Raw genomic sequence first — 17,173 nt, 5'->3', positions numbered from 1 at the left:
GAACTATCTAAATCCAGCAGCTTTCGAGGCAGAATATTATCGGCAAACCGGCTGAGAATTGAAGTTTTAAATATTTACTAACCCGCAAAAGTGTAAACCAAAACGGAACCACGTCAGGTAGCCCCGACGGGGCAAGATTAAGGGGTAGCCCCTCCGGGGCATATGCATCTTCATCACCGCCACAGTCGTTAGCAATGGGTTGCCCCGACGGGGCATGTTTGGCGTCGTGGCTGCGTGAGATAGCAATGAATGCTCCTCCCAGGATAGGCCTTTCATCACCTTTGCAAGTTGTATTCTGTGGCCCTAGCAGGCGCAAGTGCGTTACAGTTCTTATAGCAATGGGTTGCCCCAACGGGGGATGTTTGGCGTCGTGGGCTGTGTGCGATAGCAATGAGTGTCCCTAACATAGGGGCTTTCATCATCTTTGTCAGTTGTCTTCCGTCGCCCCCGCAGGTCCACGTGCGTTACAGTCGTAATTAGTAATGGGTTGCCCCGACGGGGCATGTTTGGTGCTGTGGGCTGTTTGCGATAGCAATGAATGTTCCCAGTCGTAATTAGTAATGGGCTGCCCGACGGGCCAAAGCCAACCCTGTGCCGTAGGCACTACCCCCTACTAGGATATATGTTGGAGGTTTTTTTTGCCCCGGAGGGGCTACCCATATTGGATAACAGTTACAGTTTCGGATTGTCGGGTTTGTTTGGTTTATCCCAGTTATTCGCCCCGCGGACGTTCAGTTTTCGTTTAAAAACCTTATCATCGGCGGTCACATAAATCGTATCAAAACCCTTCCCGCCAAATGCCACATTGGACGCGAAGCCATTGGGTGTCGGCAAAATAGCATTAACGCGCCCCGTCTGGTCCAGGATCTGGATTCCTGACCGGGTAGCCACATAAACCCTACCGTCGCGGTCGCAGGTCAGCCCGTCGGCTCCGGCATTTTCATCTGTGTCCCGTACATGCAGCCAGCCAAATTTCTGCTTATGGCTCAACGTACCGTCGGGCTGAATCTGAAACGACCAAATCCAGTGGGAGGCCGATTCAGCCACGTATAAAATCGTCTGATCGGGAGAAAGCGCCACGCCATTCGCATACAAAAGCCCCTGATCAACTACAGTTTTCGAGCCGTCGGGCCTGATCAGAAAAACGGTGCTTGGCTTTTCTCTCCCGTCTGGAACAGTCACATAAGCATTGCCGCTGTATGTTAGCGTGATATCATTTCCTGCTATCCTTGTTGCTACATCCTGCCTTTTTTGCTGTGCATCGTAACGAACAATTGAAACTGTGCTTTTTGCCACCTCGTACCTGTTGCCGTTTCTGTCAAACTCAGTCCCGCCTGCATTCTGCGAATTCTGGCTTACGTTGCTCACCTTACCATCAGTGCCAACTTTGTATGTTTTGGCATTGGGAATATCCTGATAATATAACTCTCCAGCCTGATTAGCCGCGGCTCCTTCCGTAAACCGATATCCGTCGCCAACCAGCTCCCAGCTCTGACCGGTAACTAATATACCTGACAGCGTCTGATTTTGCGACTGGCCGGCTTTCACTGGCTTGGGCCAGTCTTTCCACAAAAAACGCATCGCATCCGGAAATATGGCTGTCCCTTGCTTTCCATTGTGCCCGCCTTCACCCCAATGATGTTTTACTTCATAACCCGAAAATGTCAACGCCCGAAGCATTGTCTGGTTGGCCATCCACCAGTCACCGGCATATATATTCAGGTCATTGGCGCCGTCCTGCATAAATATACGCAAAGGTTTTGGCTCATATTTCCTGACAAGCGTCGGGTACCGCTCCGCCCCACGCAGACCTACATACGTTCCTATCGCGCTAAAAACCCGTGAAAACGCGTCAGGACGTTCCCAAGCCGCCGTAAATGCACAAACTGCACCGCTGCTCGATCCGCCGATCGCCCGGTCATTCGCATTTTTTGACAATCTGATCGGCCTTCCATCGCTGGATTTCCGTTTTTCGACATCCGGTAAGAGTTCATCAACTATAAAACGTGCGTATGCATCGCCGAGGCCATCATATTCAAAACTCCGGTTAAAACGGTCGTTTGCCTCCGAGGCATTCGCTGACCGTACTTTTCCGTGCATGACAAAAACGCCAATCGTTACCGGCATCTCATTTTTGTGGATCAGGTTATCAAACACAGTCGGGGCTTTCCACTGAATGCCATCCTGATTCACATACACACAGGCCGGCTTTTCGGGCTTGTACTGCGCTGGTATGTACACCCAATATTCCCGCCACGTACCGGGGAATATTTCGGAACGATCAAAGGCGAATTTCAAAACTTCCCCCTTTGGCACACCCGGCTGCTCCTCGGACGCAGGATCGACAGCATAGTTTTCCTCGGGTGCCTGCGCACTGAGCTGGTTGATAAAAAAACTGAAAACGAAAAGTAGAATGTACTTCATAAAATATGTTTTACGATTATGCGAAAACAGCGATTAAAGATAGCTCAGCCACCATTTTCTTTCTCTTTCCTTATACCCGCCATACCATTTTGAAGGTAAATACAGTAAAGCCACAATAAAGATCCAGATCAGGTAAACCCAACTCAGTTCGTAGCCAAACTCAGACGGTCTGAATTTAAAAAACAGCTTCGGATCCGTAGCCTGTGCCCAGCTGTAACCGCTTGCTAAACCAGCTATGGCGCAGAAAATGTGTATCAGAAAAAAATGCACAGTAAAATAAAAGAAAGGCACTTTTCCATATACCGTAAAAACCCTGGTGAGCGGATTATCGGTACGTTCCGTGAGTGCCAGGAGAATCAGCACGGGGCCCTGAGTAGCAAGTGTAAAAAGAAGGGATGGAGGATATTTTGTAAAATTGAAAAACGAAAGAAACGTACGGAAACTGGTTTCCTGGTCAGTCCAGTGCACTGGGTCTCCATACTGATTGATAAATCGAAGCACGAAGAAAAGCAGTATAGCGACAAAGCCGCTGGCTAAAAGGATCTTTCTCCTTTTTGCAACTGCAACGGAGCTCCTGAACAATTCCCCCAACCCATACCCTGTAAGCATAATCCCTGCCCAAGGCAGAATTACATATAGAAAAGCGAGCGTTACACCGCCCAGAGGATAAAATCTGCCTCCGCCGGTCAGGAAAATGCTCAGGATGATATCCAGGGAAGAATTTTCCTGCACCTTGATATAATCCAGCAAATTGTGCCCGAAAATCAGCAGCAGGCCAATCACCAGGACAGCCTTCGGCGAAAAAAAACGGACTGCCAATCCAAGCGAAATCATACTCGTACCCAATGCCCAGAACACCGCCAGAAATATGGTTTTATAACTCGGATCAAACGATAAAAAGAAAGTCATCACAACTATTTCCATCAAAATGAGCCAGAAACCACGCTTTAACAAAAATGATGAAGTTTCAGCAGCAGACCTTTTCTGACCGGCGAGGTATGCCGAAATCCCCGACAACAGCATGAAGGTGGGTGCACAGTAATGCGTGATCCATCTTGTAAAAAAAAGTGCGCCCGTAGTACTTTGAGGATCAAGCGGATCGGCCGTAAATGCCGATATATGAAAAAAATCACGGACATGGTCCAATGCCATAATGATCATGATCGCCCCCCTGATGGTGTCGATGGATCTGATGCGAAGCCTTGGTTCTGTGGATATCATGCGGATCCGGTATTATCCTTTTTCAGATGTAGTTGATTTTACTAAGAAGTTTGTTAAATGCCTGGTTTACTGATTAAAGCATGTTCTTTACGGTATGCGCTAAATTGTGATCAAAAAAGAAGGGACGATAACGCGTCCCTTCTTTTTTACAAAATAATTTTATCAGCATTACTTGTCTTCCCTGATTCCTTTCAGTCCTTTTGACCATTTTGCCAGTTCGTCCAGCATTTTTTTTGCAGCCTTTTTAGAGGTTTCGTTCACCACGAATTCACCCTGCTCGTTGATGTTCTGCGTAAAAAACGGGAAATTCACCGCTTCCGGCAAGGCTACGGTTTTAAATGTGGCAAGGTCATTTTTCAGGCTGTTGGCCGCCCGTGTCCCCGCCGAAACTCCCCCGTAGCTAACAATACCTGCGGCTTTATAACCCCATTCGTGTACGAGATACTCCAGCGCATTTCGCAGCGGCGCCGGATAATTATGGTCGTATTCGGCAGTAACAAAAATAAACGCGTCCGCTTCGTCTATGGAGGCACTCCATTTTTTTGTATGGTCATGTTCATACTGACGCAACGACGGATGCTTTGGCTCGTTCATCATGGGTAGATTGATCTCACCAAGATCGAGCAATTCCACGTCGAAACTGCCATGTGCTCTTGCCGTCTCAAGTATCCACGCCGACACTACGGGCCCCTTTCGTCCCGGCCTTACTGTTGATGAAATGATTTTTAATTTATACATATACTAATTAAACTGGTTTAATCTTGCGGGCCAAACTCTCCGTCGGCAATGATCGTTACTTCTTCGCTCAGCATTGGAGCGGGGAATTTCGGGCCGATGCCAAAGTCTGCCCTCTTTACAGTTCCGATTGCACGGAAACCCGCTACCGGTTTCTTACTTTGTGGGTTAGTAATGGTTCCGCGGTAAGTCAGATCCAGGGTAACAGGCTTGGTAACCCCGTGCATGGTGAGGTCACCTGAAAGTTTGTATTTGTCCTTCCCCGCACTTTTCAGAGAGGTACTTTTGAAAGTCAGCTCGGGATTTGCCGCAGCATCAAAGAAATCTGCCGATTTAAGGTGATCGTTTCTTTTCTCCACATGGGTTTCGATAGATGCTGTTTTTGCGGTAAGGTTAAAAGTAGCATCGCTGAAGTCCGGCTTGGCTGCAGTGATCGTTGCGTCAAATTCCGTAAATGCCCCTGAAATCGTAGATACACCGAGGTGGGTAATATCAAATTTTAATTGCGAATGCGGCTTGTCGTTTTTCCAGGTTTTCTGCGCAGATACAGCAAATGCACAAACGGACAAAAAAACCAGAAGAGATAGCTTTTTCATACAGATTGATTCGTTTAAATTGATAAATAAAAGATGAATATGCAGTTCATAAAAAATCCTGACTTTCCGAGACTATATTGACGATCAAACGGAAAATCAGGATTTTTTCAACAGGTCTTTGTGCTACAGCAGCGCGGCGCCGAAAACACCGGCACTATCACCCAGCTTTGGTTTTAAAATGGGTGTCGTGACAATCCCTTTATTAAAAATATATTTCCTGATCCGCTCGTAACCCTTGGTATAAAGTAATTCCACGTTTCCAACCCCGCCCCCTATCACAATAAGCCCCGGATCCAATACATTGATAAGGGTCGAAATTGCCCTGCCATAATACTCAAGCAGTCGCTCGATAGTCGCCTGGGCATGCTCGTCTTTGCCTCCATTGTACTTTTCAAGAATCGTTTTCATGGACAATTTTTCGCCGCTGACCTGCTCATAATAGCGCTCCAGAGCGGGACCGGAAATCACCTGCTCCACACAGCCCGACTTTCCACAATAGCACGGTTCTCCGTTTTCCTCTAAAATATTATGCCCCCATTCGCCGCCAATTCCGTGGTGACCGGCAATAATTTTATTGTTAACAACCAAACCGCCGCCAACGCCCGTACCCATAATAACCCCAAAAACAACCTCGGCCCTGGGATAATCCTTACCCGCGCCGATTAGCGCCTCAGCCAATGCGAAACAATTGGCATCATTCGCAAGCTGGACCGGTATACCCAGTATTTTTTCAAGATCTGCTTTCAGCGGCTGGCCGTTCAGACAGATCGTATTGGAATTCTTCATCAACTGAGAATCCGGTTCAAGCACGCCCGGTGTGGCAAAACCTATTTTTGAAGGTCTCTCGCCTACCTGCTCCGCAACCATATCGATCAGTTTTTTGATTTGGGACAAAATATGGTCATAACCATTTGCAGATTCTGTCGGCAGCCGCATCCTTACTACCACCTCCAGATTATGTTCCGGATCTAATACCGCGCACTCAATTTTAGTACCTCCTAAGTCAATTCCCCAGAGTTTCATATTTAATGGGCTGATAACTGCTGGCTTTCGGCTGTCAGCTATCGGCATTCTTTTTTTTGTTTATTAATTAAAACAACTATTAACTTATTGATTTACAGAGTAAAAACCTTTTAAAGTACTTTATAGAATTTGTAACCAAAAAAGAAAATTACTGTGTAGCAAATAATTGGCAGGTAGTAGGCTGATGCTACGTCATGCTCTGCAACTGCCCCCATTGCAAACGGGAAAAAAGCACCTCCGACTACACCCATGGATATAAATGAAGAAGCCTGCTGCGTATGCGCGCCCAAATTTTTCAATCCCAGACTAAAAATGGTCGGGAACATGATACTGAAAAAGAAATTGAGCATAAGTAGCGCGATAAAAGAAGGCCAGCCGAAGCTCTGAGCGACGATGAGGCACATTACGATATTACATGCGGCAAATATGGCCAGCAAAGTATGCGGTGCAATGAAGCGCATCAGGAAAGTCCCTACGAAGCGGCCTGTCAGCATCAGCACAAAAAACAGGATCATATAATTACCTGCAACTGCATCCGTAAAGCCCATTTTTTCATGTCCGTAATTAATGAAAAAGGCCCAGGTGCCACTTTGCGCAGCCACATTGAAAAACTGTGCGATCACAGCCCATTTGAAATGCCGGTGCTGAAAAAGTTTTCTTTCAGGATGCGTGTCCACATTTGCAGCCTCAGGATCTACTGCTGTCACATGGGGATCAATCAGCGCAGGTACTTTTACAAAAGAGAACAGTACCGCGATAGTCGCGATCACACTTCCGATGACGATGTACAGTGTTTTTACCGAGGTAAGGTCTGTACTGCCTTCCACATTGTTTCTTAAAAGAAAATAAGAGCCGACAGCCGGCCCGATAATCGTGCCGAGCGCGTTGAATGCCTGCGCAAAATTGATGCGCATATCGCTGGTCCGCTGGTCGCCCAGGGAAGCAACGAAAGGGTGAGCAACGGTTTCCAACGTCGAAATACCGCATCCCAGAATGAACAATGCAATTCCAAAAAACGGAAAAGAAGCTGCCGCAGCGGCAGGAACGAACAAAAATGAGCCGGTAGCAAACAGGGTAAGCCCAAAAAGCACACCGTTCTTATATCCGAAACGTTTCATAAACAGCCCCGCGGGAATGCCCATAACGCCATAAGCACCAAAAATCGCAAATTGCACAAACGCGGACTGGGTTTTGGTGAGGCTCAGCACATGTTGAAAATGTTTGTTGAGAACGTCCCCCATCGTGATGGCGATTCCCCAGAACATAAACAGGGACGTTACAAAAATGAGGGTTACCAGGTATTTATTTTCAGTGAACCGGGCGGCTGTATTTTTAACAGGCGGGGAAAAGGTGCTCATTTAGCTGAATAGTAAAATTAAATGTAAGGTATATTCAATTGTTGCAAATGTAAATCAGAGAAATTTAATAACTGTATGCAAGCATAGAATTTAACATCACGATTGCCACGCTCCATTTAAAACCCGGCGATCCCGTTAAAACAAAGCTGTGTTCGCCATGAATACTATTTCCTACTAAAAAAATTACTCATAAAAAGCAGCTGGTATTGAACCGCATTCGTCCAGTAAGGCCAATTGTGCCCGCCTGGCCGGGTAAGGTAGTCGTGCGGGATGTTTCTGTAAAGCAATTCCTGGTGCAGGTTTTCATTGACTTTAAAAAAGAAATCTTCCGTTCCGCAATCGATGATCAGCGCGAGTGATTTTGGTGTGAGTAAATGCAGCATGTTGAAAACTGTATTTTTCTCCCATCTTTCAGGCTGCTCTGCATAAGTGCCCAGGCGCTTGGCCATATCCCAGTTATCCGGAAACGGTCGGATATCCACGCCCCCGCTCATGCTGCCGGCTGCACCAAATATATCCTGGTGTTTCAGTGCGAGGTATAGTGCTCCGTGCCCGCCCATGCTCAGCCCCGTAATGGCGCGTCCGTTTTTGTTTTTGATGGTCTTGTAATGATCGTCCACCCAGCTTGTGAGTTCTTTGGCCACATAGGTCTCATACTGTGACTGCGGGTCCACGGGACTATCCCAGTACCAGCTGCTGAAACCTCCGTCGGGGCAAACGATGATCATGTTATGTTTATCGACGGCTTTTTGAAAACCGACGGCCTTGGTAATCCAGTCGGCGTGATTTCCGCTGTACCCATGCAGCAGGTACACCACCGGTAGTTCCTGGGCAGCATTGTAGTTATCGGGCCTGATTACGACGGCTTTCAGGTTCTTTTTCATAACTGTACTGTAAACCGAAACAGTATCAACAATGGCTGCCCGGGAGGCCGAAGAAAGGACTGTTAAAACAAGAGTGGCAATGACAAGCGTTTTTTTCATTTCAAAAATGCGGATGTATATGTTAAATAAAGCAAGGTTTTAATTTGAGAAAATTTTCTACAACTTACAGCGATAAAGATTAACAAATTCCGAAATAGTGTAGAATGCGGGGAATTACCTGCCTAAATGGGATCAATTGCACGCTGGCATTCAAATTGATATAGTTCTATTGTATCTAAATTAACTCTAACTCAAAATTTTTTTAAAATGGGCAATCTACTTTATACAATAGCTGTCATATTGGTGATATTATGGCTAATCGGCTATTTTGGCTTTGCAAGCTTCGGAATGGGTAATATCATTCACATCTTGCTTGTGATTGCGGTTGTTGCAGTAATACTACGCTTAATACGCGGGGACAGGGTTGTTTAGAAGTAAATCATGATATAAAGAAAGCCCGGACAGGATGTGTTTAACATGTCGTCCGGGCTTTTTTTTGGCATAATTGTTTCTTTTGTGTGTTTAAAAAATCGGCAAATTCACACCGTAGGGGCAGAAAAAAAGTTCTCGTATGACGCATGAAAAGATATTTAAACGAAAGGACGGGAGTCAGGTTAAAGTATCTGTATGGTTATATGTGCATCAGATGCAGTGTAATTGGGGGTACATTATTCTGGTTCAGGAACCCGACTCCGACAGGTGGTTCGACCCTTTCAGCGACAGGGATTACATTACGCGAATCGTCAAACCAAAAAACAGAGAAAACGGCCTGAAACTCGACACATTCGACAATTACGTTACCAAGAAAGAAATTCTTCAGACAAAAATGGAATTATGGGAAATGATCCGTCCTTCTTGAAAAGGTGAATGTTCACAGCAGATCTTTGATCCGGACCCACACATTCTCGGCAAGGATCTTGTGTCCCTCGGCAGTCGGATGGATCCCATCGGGCAAATTGAGCCTGGCGTCACCGCCTACTCCTTCAAGCAGAAAGGGAATGAGGGTAATGTTGTTTTTATCGGCGATTTCGGCATACACTGCTTTAAATTCCGAAGCATATTTTTGGCCCATACTGGGCGGGATCTGCATACCGGCCAGCACGAGTTTGGCATCGGGATACTTGGCCTTTACCTTATCCAGGATCGCCTGAAGGTTCTTTTTGGTTTCCGTAACCGGTATACCTCTCAAACCATCATTGCCGCCGAGTTCGAGGACAAATATGTCGAGAGGCTGTTTCAAAAGCCAGTCGATACGGCTGTTTCCACCGGAGGTTGTTTCGCCGCTGACACCGGCATTGATCACTTTGTAATTTAAACCTAGCGAATCGATGCGTTTTTGGATCAGACCGGAAAATGCCTGGTTAGGATCGTCCAGACCATAACCTGCCGTGAGGCTGTTGCCGAAAAAAACAATGGTTCTTTTCTTAGCAGCAGGTGCTTTTGCAGCGGTGCCTAGTGAATCCTGCCGACTGGAAGCGCCGTCCTTTTTATCCCCGGCACAGGAAATAAATAGTAAACTCAAAATAAGAGCTTTCACAAACAAAACTGAGCGACTTATCATAATTATAAAAAATGTCTGACCAATATACTTAAACTCCCGGGGCTGTAAACCGCTCATTTACTTTTAAACGCCGTTTACACTATATTTATACGCGTCGCACACCGAAAAGAAGCAATTTAGAATAAAACAAGCTGCCTGAACTTACAAACACCGGGCGAATATAAAAATATAACAATTGATGGATACCATACTCGATCTGCAGCAGGTAAGCAAAATATATAAAAGTGGGGACCGTTCCCTGACCGTTTTAGATAACATTAATTTTTCGATAACAGCGGGTTCAACCATGTCAATAGTGGGTCCTTCGGGAAGCGGCAAGACTACTTTGCTCGGCCTGTGTGCAGGTCTTGACAGGGCAACCTCCGGAACCGTTGAGCTGCACGGAACGAAACTGAACGGAATGAGCGAAGACCAGCTCGCATCGGTCAGAAACCAATATGTTGGCTTTATTTTTCAGAACTTCCAGTTGCTGCCTACACTCACTGCCCTGGAAAACGTAATGGTCCCGCTGGAATTGCGGGGCGAAAAAAACATCAAACCAAGGGCACTGGACCTTCTGGACAAAGTAGGGCTTGCCGAAAGAAGCCACCACTACCCTACCCAGCTCAGCGGTGGTGAGCAGCAGCGGGTTTCGCTGGCAAGGGCATTTTCCAATCAGCCACAAATCCTTTTTGCCGACGAACCGACGGGTAACCTTGATGCTGAAACCAGCGAGAAAGTGGTAAAACTCCTTTTTGACCTTAACAAAGAAGCTGGCACTACCCTCGTTCTCGTCACCCACGACCTTGACCTAGCTGCCAAAACCCAAAGAATTGTCCGTATCAAAGGCGGAAAACTGATTTCCGATGACCTTACTTATGTTGCCTGACCGGGTTTCCGTTGATACAAAACACTTGAATTCTCATTTGAAAAATGAATAACGATTCCATTAATTTCCCCTGGTTGCTGAAAATGGCCTGGCGCGACAGCCGGAAAAACCGTTCGAGGCTGCTGCTGTTTATCTCCTCGATCGTGCTCGGTATAGCGGCACTTGTGGCTATTTATTCTCTCGGCGATAACCTTCGGCAGAACATCGACAGCCAGGCTGCCACCCTCATCGGTGCGGACCTGGCGCTGACGGGTAACAAAGCTGTGAGCGGGAAAGTGAAAACCATGGTGGATTCGATGGGAACTGCACGGTCCGAAGAAAGGAGCTTTGCTTCTATGGTTTATTTTCAAAAAAATGGCGGAAACAGACTTGCGCAGGTGAAAGCTTTACAGGGCGACTTTCCTTATTACGGAAAATTCGAAACCATTCCGGTCACTGCAGAACAGACTTTCCGCTCGAAACGGGAAGCATTGGTAGATCAGACGCTCATGCTACAGTATCAGGCTCATGTAGGTGATTCTATCAAAATCGGGGAAGTCACTTTTGCCATAGCGGGCATATTGGAAAAAGCTCCCGGCTCAACAGGACTGACCAGCACGGTAGCACCTACAATTTACATCCCGATGCGTTATCTGGCGCAAACCGGACTCATGCAAAAAGGCAGCCGGGTAGCGTACCGCTATTATATTAAATTTCCTCAAAAAACAGACGTCGAAAAACTTGCAAAAACGCTGGAACCTCGTTTTGAAGCGGCCGACCTGGATTATAAAACCGTACAGGCACAAAAAGAAGACACAGGCAGGTCATTCCGCGATCTGACCCGTTTTCTGGCCTTAGTAGGGTTTGTAGCATTGCTCCTTGGATGCATAGGTGTGGCAAGTGCCATTCATATTTATATCAAAGAAAAGCTGAATTCCATTGCCATTTTAAGATGTCTCGGTGTAAAAGCAACACAGGCTTTTCTGATTTACCTGATCCAGATCGTAGGAATAGGCATACTGGGATCTGTACTTGGGGCAATCCTGGGAACTACAATCCAGCAGTTTCTGCCCATTGTCATTAAAGATTTCCTTCCGTTCGAGCTGGTCACGGAAATATCGTGGCTGGCTATCGGGCAGGGATTGGCAATAGGGATATTGATCTCAATCCTTTTTGCTTTGCCGCCCCTGGTCTCCATCCGGAAAGTGTCGCCATTGAACGTACTCCGGGTTTCCCTGGACTCCCAGAAGCTGGACAAAGATCCGCTGACGTGGATCCTGTACGGTCTGATCATCCTCTTTATTTTCGGCTTTTCGTTTCTTCAGATGCGGACCTGGATAGAAGCTCTGATCTTTACCGGAAGTATCCTCGGTTCATTTCTGGTACTATATGCCACTGCCACTTCGCTCACCTGGCTGGTACGCCGGTTTTTCCCGGTTTCGTGGAGCTATTTATGGAGGCAGGGACTGGCCAATCTGTACCGTCCCAACAACCAGACATCGATCCTGATCGTATCCATTGGCCTCGGTACCTCGCTGATCTGCACGCTCTTCTTTGTGCAGACCATATTGCTTACCCGCGTTAATTTATCGACCAGCGGGAACCAGCCGAATATTGTGCTTTTTGATATACAAGCCAGTCAGAAAGAAGGCGTTCTTGCCATTGCAAAAGCGCAGCATGTACCTGTCAACCAGAGCGTTCCCATTGTAAATATGCGACTGGAGGAGGTTAACGGGAAAAATGCTTCGGATTTTGAAGGAGATACAACAGCCGAACAGTCCCGGCGGATCTTCGGGCGGGAATACCGGGTTACGTTCCGTGACTCGATCACCTCTACCGAAAAAATCACAAAAGGAAAATGGCAGGGCATTTATAATAAATCATCTGATCTGATCCCTATTTCGCTGGAACAGGGCTTCGCCGACCGGAGCCGGATCGAGCTGGGTGATACGATGGTTTTCAATGTTCAGGGAACGATGATGTCGACGGTAGTGTCCAGTTTCCGGGATGTGAACTGGGGTGAAGTACAGACCAATTTCCTCGTTGTTTTCCCAAAAGGAGTCCTTGAAGAAGCACCACAATTTCATGTAATGCTGACCCACGTTCCCGATCCTGTAACATCCGCCCGTTTTCAGCAGGCTATTGTGAGGCAATACCCTAATATATCGATTATTGACCTGCAGCTTGTACTCAGGGTCCTGGATGAAATTTTCAATAAAATCGGGTTTGTGATCCGCTTTATGGCCGGTTTCAGTATTCTTACCGGTCTGATCGTCCTCATTGCGTCCGTGCTGATCAGTAAATACCAGCGGCTACAGGAGAGCATCCTACTGCGTACTTTGGGCGCCAGCAGAAAACAGATTTTCGCAATTACTTCTCTGGAATATTTCTTTCTGGGTTCCCTGGCGGCACTTACGGGAATATTGCTTTCGCTTGTGGGAAGCTTTTTACTGGCAAAATTCAGTTTTGAAGCAGAATTCAAACCCGAGATCCTGCCGATTGTAGCAGTTTTCCTTTTTGTATCCGGCATGACGGTTTTTATCGGGCTCATCAACAGCCGCGGTATCCTTTCACGTCCTCCATTGGAAGTTTTACGGCAGGATGTTTAGGATGGGTGGTTAACTAAGCACGTGTCCACCATTTCCGAAAATTTGGTCATTTTAAATCAGCTTAAAGGATAATTAAGATGACAACTTTCACTATTGATACTGAAGATCCGGAGATCTTAAAAGCTGTAAAGGCGCTCTTAAAGGTTTCAAGGTACCTTTAAAGAAAAAATAGAAAAACCGTATGACCCGGAATTTCTGGCTATGATCAAAGAAAGTGAGCAACAGGTTAAGGACGGGAAAACGGTCAAATTAGAATCTATAAGCGATCTATGTGATCTGGCAGGTACCAAATAATTTTCACTCATATCATAGATCATTTGCGATTCTGGCATAAATCAGGTCAAAAAAGCATAATGCGAAGGATTGAACAACTTTTAGAATCGATCAGCATCGATCCTGCGTTGGCAAACCCAAAATGTTGAAACACGAAATGGCCGGTAAGTGTTTACGACTCGACCAAATTCTACTCATCCATTTTCCGGATTTTCGCATTCTTAACAATTTCTTAAAAACCGAATATAACCTTTTTCCAACCTTAAAAGGCGGTTTTTACTTGGAATGACCCGCAACCTCCATTAATTTCATCCTATTAATTCTTCATATTTTTTCAAACGTTTGCATAAAATTTCAAACGTTTGCATTTGTTATGAGGTATTTTCAATTAATTATATTAAAAATACAATTTGTAATCTTGTATAGAAGACCCTCAATACTCCTGTTTTTTTAATACTAAGCTTAATTTAATCTCTATTCACTTTTCAGTCCAAAACACATAATTCACCAATTATGAGAAAAACTTTGACCCTATCAGTCAGGAACGGGATCATTCGAAACTGCTTTTTACAACTCACGGCCTTATGTGGCATTTATGTGACGGCAGTAGCGGAAATACCCGCCCGGGAACGCCAGGCTATGCATGTTCAGAAGAACATGAATATATTGAAAGAAATAACATTATCCGGTAAAGTACTTACAGAAGGCTCCGGGGAAGGAATACCCGGTGTAATCGTAGTCATTTCTCAGCCCGACGGAAGCAACAAACAAGGGACCACTACCAATGAGTCGGGTTTGTTCACATTCGCAAACCTGCAGACCGACACGAAATACAATCTTGAATTCAGCTACATCGGGTTTGAAAAACAATCCCTCACCGATTTTGTGCTCACAGAAACCAATAACAATTCCATTGAAATAAAACTGAAGGAATCTACTTCAAACCTCAGTGAGGTGGTGGTGGTTGGTTATGGAAGCACAACGAAAAAGGATATTACGGGGTCGGTAAAATCCCTGAAAAGTTCCGATTTCAATGCGGGGATCATCAACTCACCCGAACAATTATTCCAGGGTAAAGTAGCGGGGGTGAATGTAACATCTGCCACCGGCGAGCCGGGAGCGGCATTGGGGATCGCCATTCGAGGTCCGGGGAGCGTGCGCTCTGGGAGCACTCCCTTGTTCGTAGTGGACGGAATGGCGCTTGATAACTCTTCGACCGGCGGCGCGATGAACCCCATGAGTTTTCTGAACCCACAGGACATTGAGTCAATTGACGTGTTGAAAGATGCCTCTGCCACTGCCATTTATGGTTCAAGAGGTGCAAACGGGGTGATTCTGATCACGACGAAAAAAGGGAAGTCCGGCAGGTCGATGGTGACTTACTCCGGTAACATTGGTTTTTCAAAGATGGCCAGGCCGCTCGACATTTTGTCTGCGGATGAGTTCCGCTCAGAGGTTCCAAAGCTCGGCGGGGCACTGGTGGACAGAGGAGCAAATACCGACTGGCAAAAAGAAGTTTCGCGTGTGGCACAAACCCAGAACCACAATATTTCCATGGCTGGCGGAACCGATAAGCTGAGCTATTTCGGGTCGTTCGGTGCTCAGAAACAGGAGGGAATCCTAAAAAACAATCAGCTGAACCGCTACACCGGACGGATCAATCTTAACCAGAAATTACTGGACGACCGTGTAAGCGTGGACGTGAACCTGAATGCAACCAATATCAGGAATGAGCGTCCGCCCATTCAAAGCCTTATCGGCGGGTCGGTTTCGGCGAACCCTACCTATCCTGCACGGGACGATAACGGCAATCCATTTAAATACCAGGACGGGACCAATCCTCTGATCACACTCGGTCTTGAAAAGGACATTACAACCACCAACCGGGTACTGGGAAATATTTCACCTTCGGTAAAGATCATTAAAGGGCTGGTTTACAAGCTGAATTTCGGTATTGATAACACGACTTCTACCCAGGATCTGCAATCGTTGGGAAATCTCGAACCACAACAGGACGGACGGCTCGAAACTATTAACAAAAACAATAGTAACAGGCTGATCGAGAACTACCTTACTTATACGTTCGAAAAAAACAAGCACAATTTTTCCGCACTGGCGGGGCATTCCTACCAGAAGTTCTTTATCCAGACCAGGACTTCGAGTATCAACAAATTCCCGATCTCCGACCTGGAACCGATTTACAATCCCGGACTTGGACAGGACCTGACATTGCTTAACAACAAACCCACCGGGAGCGCGACGAGAAATGAGCTGCAATCTTTCTTTTCCCGTATCAACTACCAGTACAATGATAAATATCTGCTGACAGCAACGGTGCGGGTGGACGGTTCGTCCAAGTTTGGTAGCAACAACAAATACGGAGTTTTTCCTTCATTCTCAGCAGGATGGAGAATATCCGAGGAGAATTTCCTTAAATCCTCTGTTTTCAATGACCTGAAACTCCGCGCGGGATGGGGAAGCACGGGTAACCAGGAAATCCCTTCCAAAATTACCCAGGCGCTGTTTTCTTCTTCTGTTTCGGCAGGAACCTCCTATCCGATTTTTAATAATGATACCTACCCGGCAGGTACAACTTATTCCCGTCTGGCGAACCCCAATATCCAGTGGGAAGTATCCTCACAAACGGACATAGGTCTTGATTTTGCCTTGTTCAGAGGTGCATTGAGCGGTGCGGTGGATTATTTCAACAAAGTTTCAAAAGATATTCTGCTGGAAGTGATCCCTTCCGATCCGGTTCAGCCGGCGGGTACTTACTGGACCAATGTGGAAAACATGAAAATCACCAACCAGGGAACCGAAGTGGAGCTTAACTTCCGCAAGGTACTGGCCAACGGGCTTCGTTACGAGATCGGCGGTAACGTTACATTTATCAAAAATGATGTGCAAAATTCCCCTTACTCGGTTATTCCATCGGGTTCTGCTCAGGGTTCGGGCCTTACTTCGGCTACTGTTAACGGTTATATCAACGGTCAGCCCATCGGCACTTTTTTCCTGAAAGAATTCACGGGATTTGACGAAAACGGTATCAGCACTTTCCGCGACGTGGACGGGGACGGCATCATTACCGACAAGGACCGTATCAGTGCCGGCACTGCCCTGCCGACAAGAATGTTCAGCGTGAACGGAAACATCGCGTTCAAAGGTTTTGACCTTACTGCCAACTTCAATGGTGTAGCGGGCAACAAGGTTTATGACAATACTGCCAACTCCAATTTTTATAAGTTAAGATTGTCAAAAGGTCTGAATGTTACAAAAGAGGCGTTTGCAGAAGCAAGAGAATCGACGAATAACTCTGCACCTGTTTCTACCCGTTACCTGAAAAGCGGCTCTTATTTCCGACTCAACAACCTTGCGCTTGGATACAATCTGAACACAACTGCACTGGGAATCAACAAATGGGTGCAGAGTGTGCGGCTTTCGGTTACCGGACAAAACCTGTTCGTGATCACCAAATACAACGGATACGATCCGGAAGTTAATAACGACAGACAAATCAACGGCATTTCTTCGTACGGGATCGATTACCTGAGCTACCCGAAAGCTAAGTCCGTGATTTTTGGTTTAACAATCGGTTTATAATTT

General features: G+C 46.3%; 13 protein-coding genes and 1 pseudogene. 6 read left to right on the top strand and 8 right to left on the bottom strand.

The genetic code is table 11. From position 1 onward, the window contains the following. Nucleotides 1–672: 672 nt before the first annotated feature. The 7 genes from FBF61_RS29495 to FBF61_RS29465 all read right to left on the bottom strand — a co-directional run bounded on the left by FBF61_RS29495 (nt 673) and on the right by FBF61_RS29465 (nt 8,340). A complete protein-coding gene (locus tag FBF61_RS29495; protein ID WP_138484292.1) occupies nt 673–2,424 on the bottom strand; it encodes an SMP-30/gluconolactonase/LRE family protein in 1,752 nt (583 codons plus the stop codon). 33 nt (nt 2,425–2,457) lie between these two features. Beyond that, a complete protein-coding gene (locus FBF61_RS29490; protein WP_138484291.1) occupies nt 2,458–3,645 on the bottom strand; it encodes an acetyltransferase domain-containing protein in 1,188 nt (395 codons plus the stop codon). A 168-nt stretch (nt 3,646–3,813) separates the two neighbouring features. Then, complete coding sequence (locus FBF61_RS29485; RefSeq protein WP_138484290.1) at nt 3,814–4,383, bottom strand: NADPH-dependent FMN reductase; 570 nt, start codon at nt 4,381–4,383, stop codon at nt 3,814–3,816. A gap of 17 nt (nt 4,384–4,400) precedes the next feature. After that, nucleotides 4,401–4,976 (bottom strand): YceI family protein, encoded by a 576-nt coding sequence (locus FBF61_RS29480; RefSeq protein WP_138484289.1) that lies wholly within the window; start codon nt 4,974–4,976, stop codon nt 4,401–4,403. A gap of 123 nt (nt 4,977–5,099) precedes the next feature. Next, nucleotides 5,100–5,999 carry an ROK family protein gene (locus FBF61_RS29475; RefSeq protein ID WP_138484288.1) on the bottom strand — a complete coding sequence of 300 codons (900 nt, stop codon included), beginning with the start codon at nt 5,997–5,999 and terminating at the stop codon, nt 5,100–5,102. 110 nt (nt 6,000–6,109) lie between these two features. Continuing rightward, nucleotides 6,110–7,357 carry an L-fucose:H+ symporter permease gene (fucP, locus tag FBF61_RS29470; protein WP_138484287.1) on the bottom strand — a complete coding sequence of 416 codons (1,248 nt, stop codon included), beginning with the start codon at nt 7,355–7,357 and terminating at the stop codon, nt 6,110–6,112. 164 nt (nt 7,358–7,521) lie between these two features. Then, nucleotides 7,522–8,340 carry an alpha/beta hydrolase gene (locus FBF61_RS29465; RefSeq protein ID WP_138484286.1) on the bottom strand — a complete coding sequence of 273 codons (819 nt, stop codon included), beginning with the start codon at nt 8,338–8,340 and terminating at the stop codon, nt 7,522–7,524. 207 nt (nt 8,341–8,547) lie between these two features. Here FBF61_RS29465 and FBF61_RS29460 point away from each other — a divergent pair, with 207 nt between their 5' ends. Together FBF61_RS29460 and FBF61_RS29455 are read left to right on the top strand one after the other, a co-directional pair. Continuing rightward, nucleotides 8,548–8,712: a lmo0937 family membrane protein gene (locus tag FBF61_RS29460; protein WP_138484285.1), complete on the top strand. Its 165-nt coding sequence runs from the start codon at nt 8,548–8,550 to the stop codon at nt 8,710–8,712. Nucleotides 8,713–8,851: 139 nt separating this feature from the next. Further along, nucleotides 8,852–9,139 carry a hypothetical protein gene (locus FBF61_RS29455; protein WP_138484284.1) on the top strand — a complete coding sequence of 96 codons (288 nt, stop codon included), beginning with the start codon at nt 8,852–8,854 and terminating at the stop codon, nt 9,137–9,139. A 12-nt stretch (nt 9,140–9,151) separates the two neighbouring features. Here the strand turns inward: FBF61_RS29455 and FBF61_RS29450 are convergent, their stop codons facing one another. Continuing rightward, nucleotides 9,152–9,841 (bottom strand): arylesterase, encoded by a 690-nt coding sequence (locus FBF61_RS29450; protein ID WP_138484283.1) that lies wholly within the window; start codon nt 9,839–9,841, stop codon nt 9,152–9,154. Nucleotides 9,842–10,019: 178 nt separating this feature from the next. Here FBF61_RS29450 and FBF61_RS29445 point away from each other — a divergent pair, with 178 nt between their 5' ends. The 4 genes and pseudogenes from FBF61_RS29445 to FBF61_RS29435 all read left to right on the top strand — a co-directional run bounded on the left by FBF61_RS29445 (nt 10,020) and on the right by FBF61_RS29435 (nt 17,170). Further along, the gene (locus FBF61_RS29445; RefSeq protein ID WP_138484282.1) at nt 10,020–10,709 is read left to right on the top strand and encodes an ABC transporter ATP-binding protein; all 690 of its coding nucleotides are present in this window, start codon (nt 10,020–10,022) and stop codon (nt 10,707–10,709) included. Nucleotides 10,710–10,753: 44 nt separating this feature from the next. Beyond that, entirely contained in the window at nt 10,754–13,297 is a 2,544-nt protein-coding gene (locus FBF61_RS29440) for an ABC transporter permease (protein ID WP_138484281.1), read from the top strand. Between the two features lie 165 nt (nt 13,298–13,462). Then, a pseudogene (locus tag FBF61_RS35680) lies at nt 13,463–13,591 on the top strand (DUF2683 family protein); the annotation flags it as partial. Between the two features lie 492 nt (nt 13,592–14,083). After that, on the top strand, nt 14,084–17,170 hold the full coding sequence (locus FBF61_RS29435; RefSeq protein WP_138484279.1) for a SusC/RagA family TonB-linked outer membrane protein: 3,087 nt from the start codon (nt 14,084–14,086) through the stop codon (nt 17,168–17,170). The last annotated feature ends 3 nt before the right edge of the window (nt 17,171–17,173 follow it).

The organism is Dyadobacter bucti (assembly GCF_005869225.1).
Lineage (GTDB): Bacteria > Bacteroidota > Bacteroidia > Cytophagales > Spirosomataceae > Dyadobacter > Dyadobacter bucti.
The sequence above is the reverse complement of the archived record's forward strand: the minus strand, read 5'-3'. Positions and strand labels throughout refer to the sequence as shown.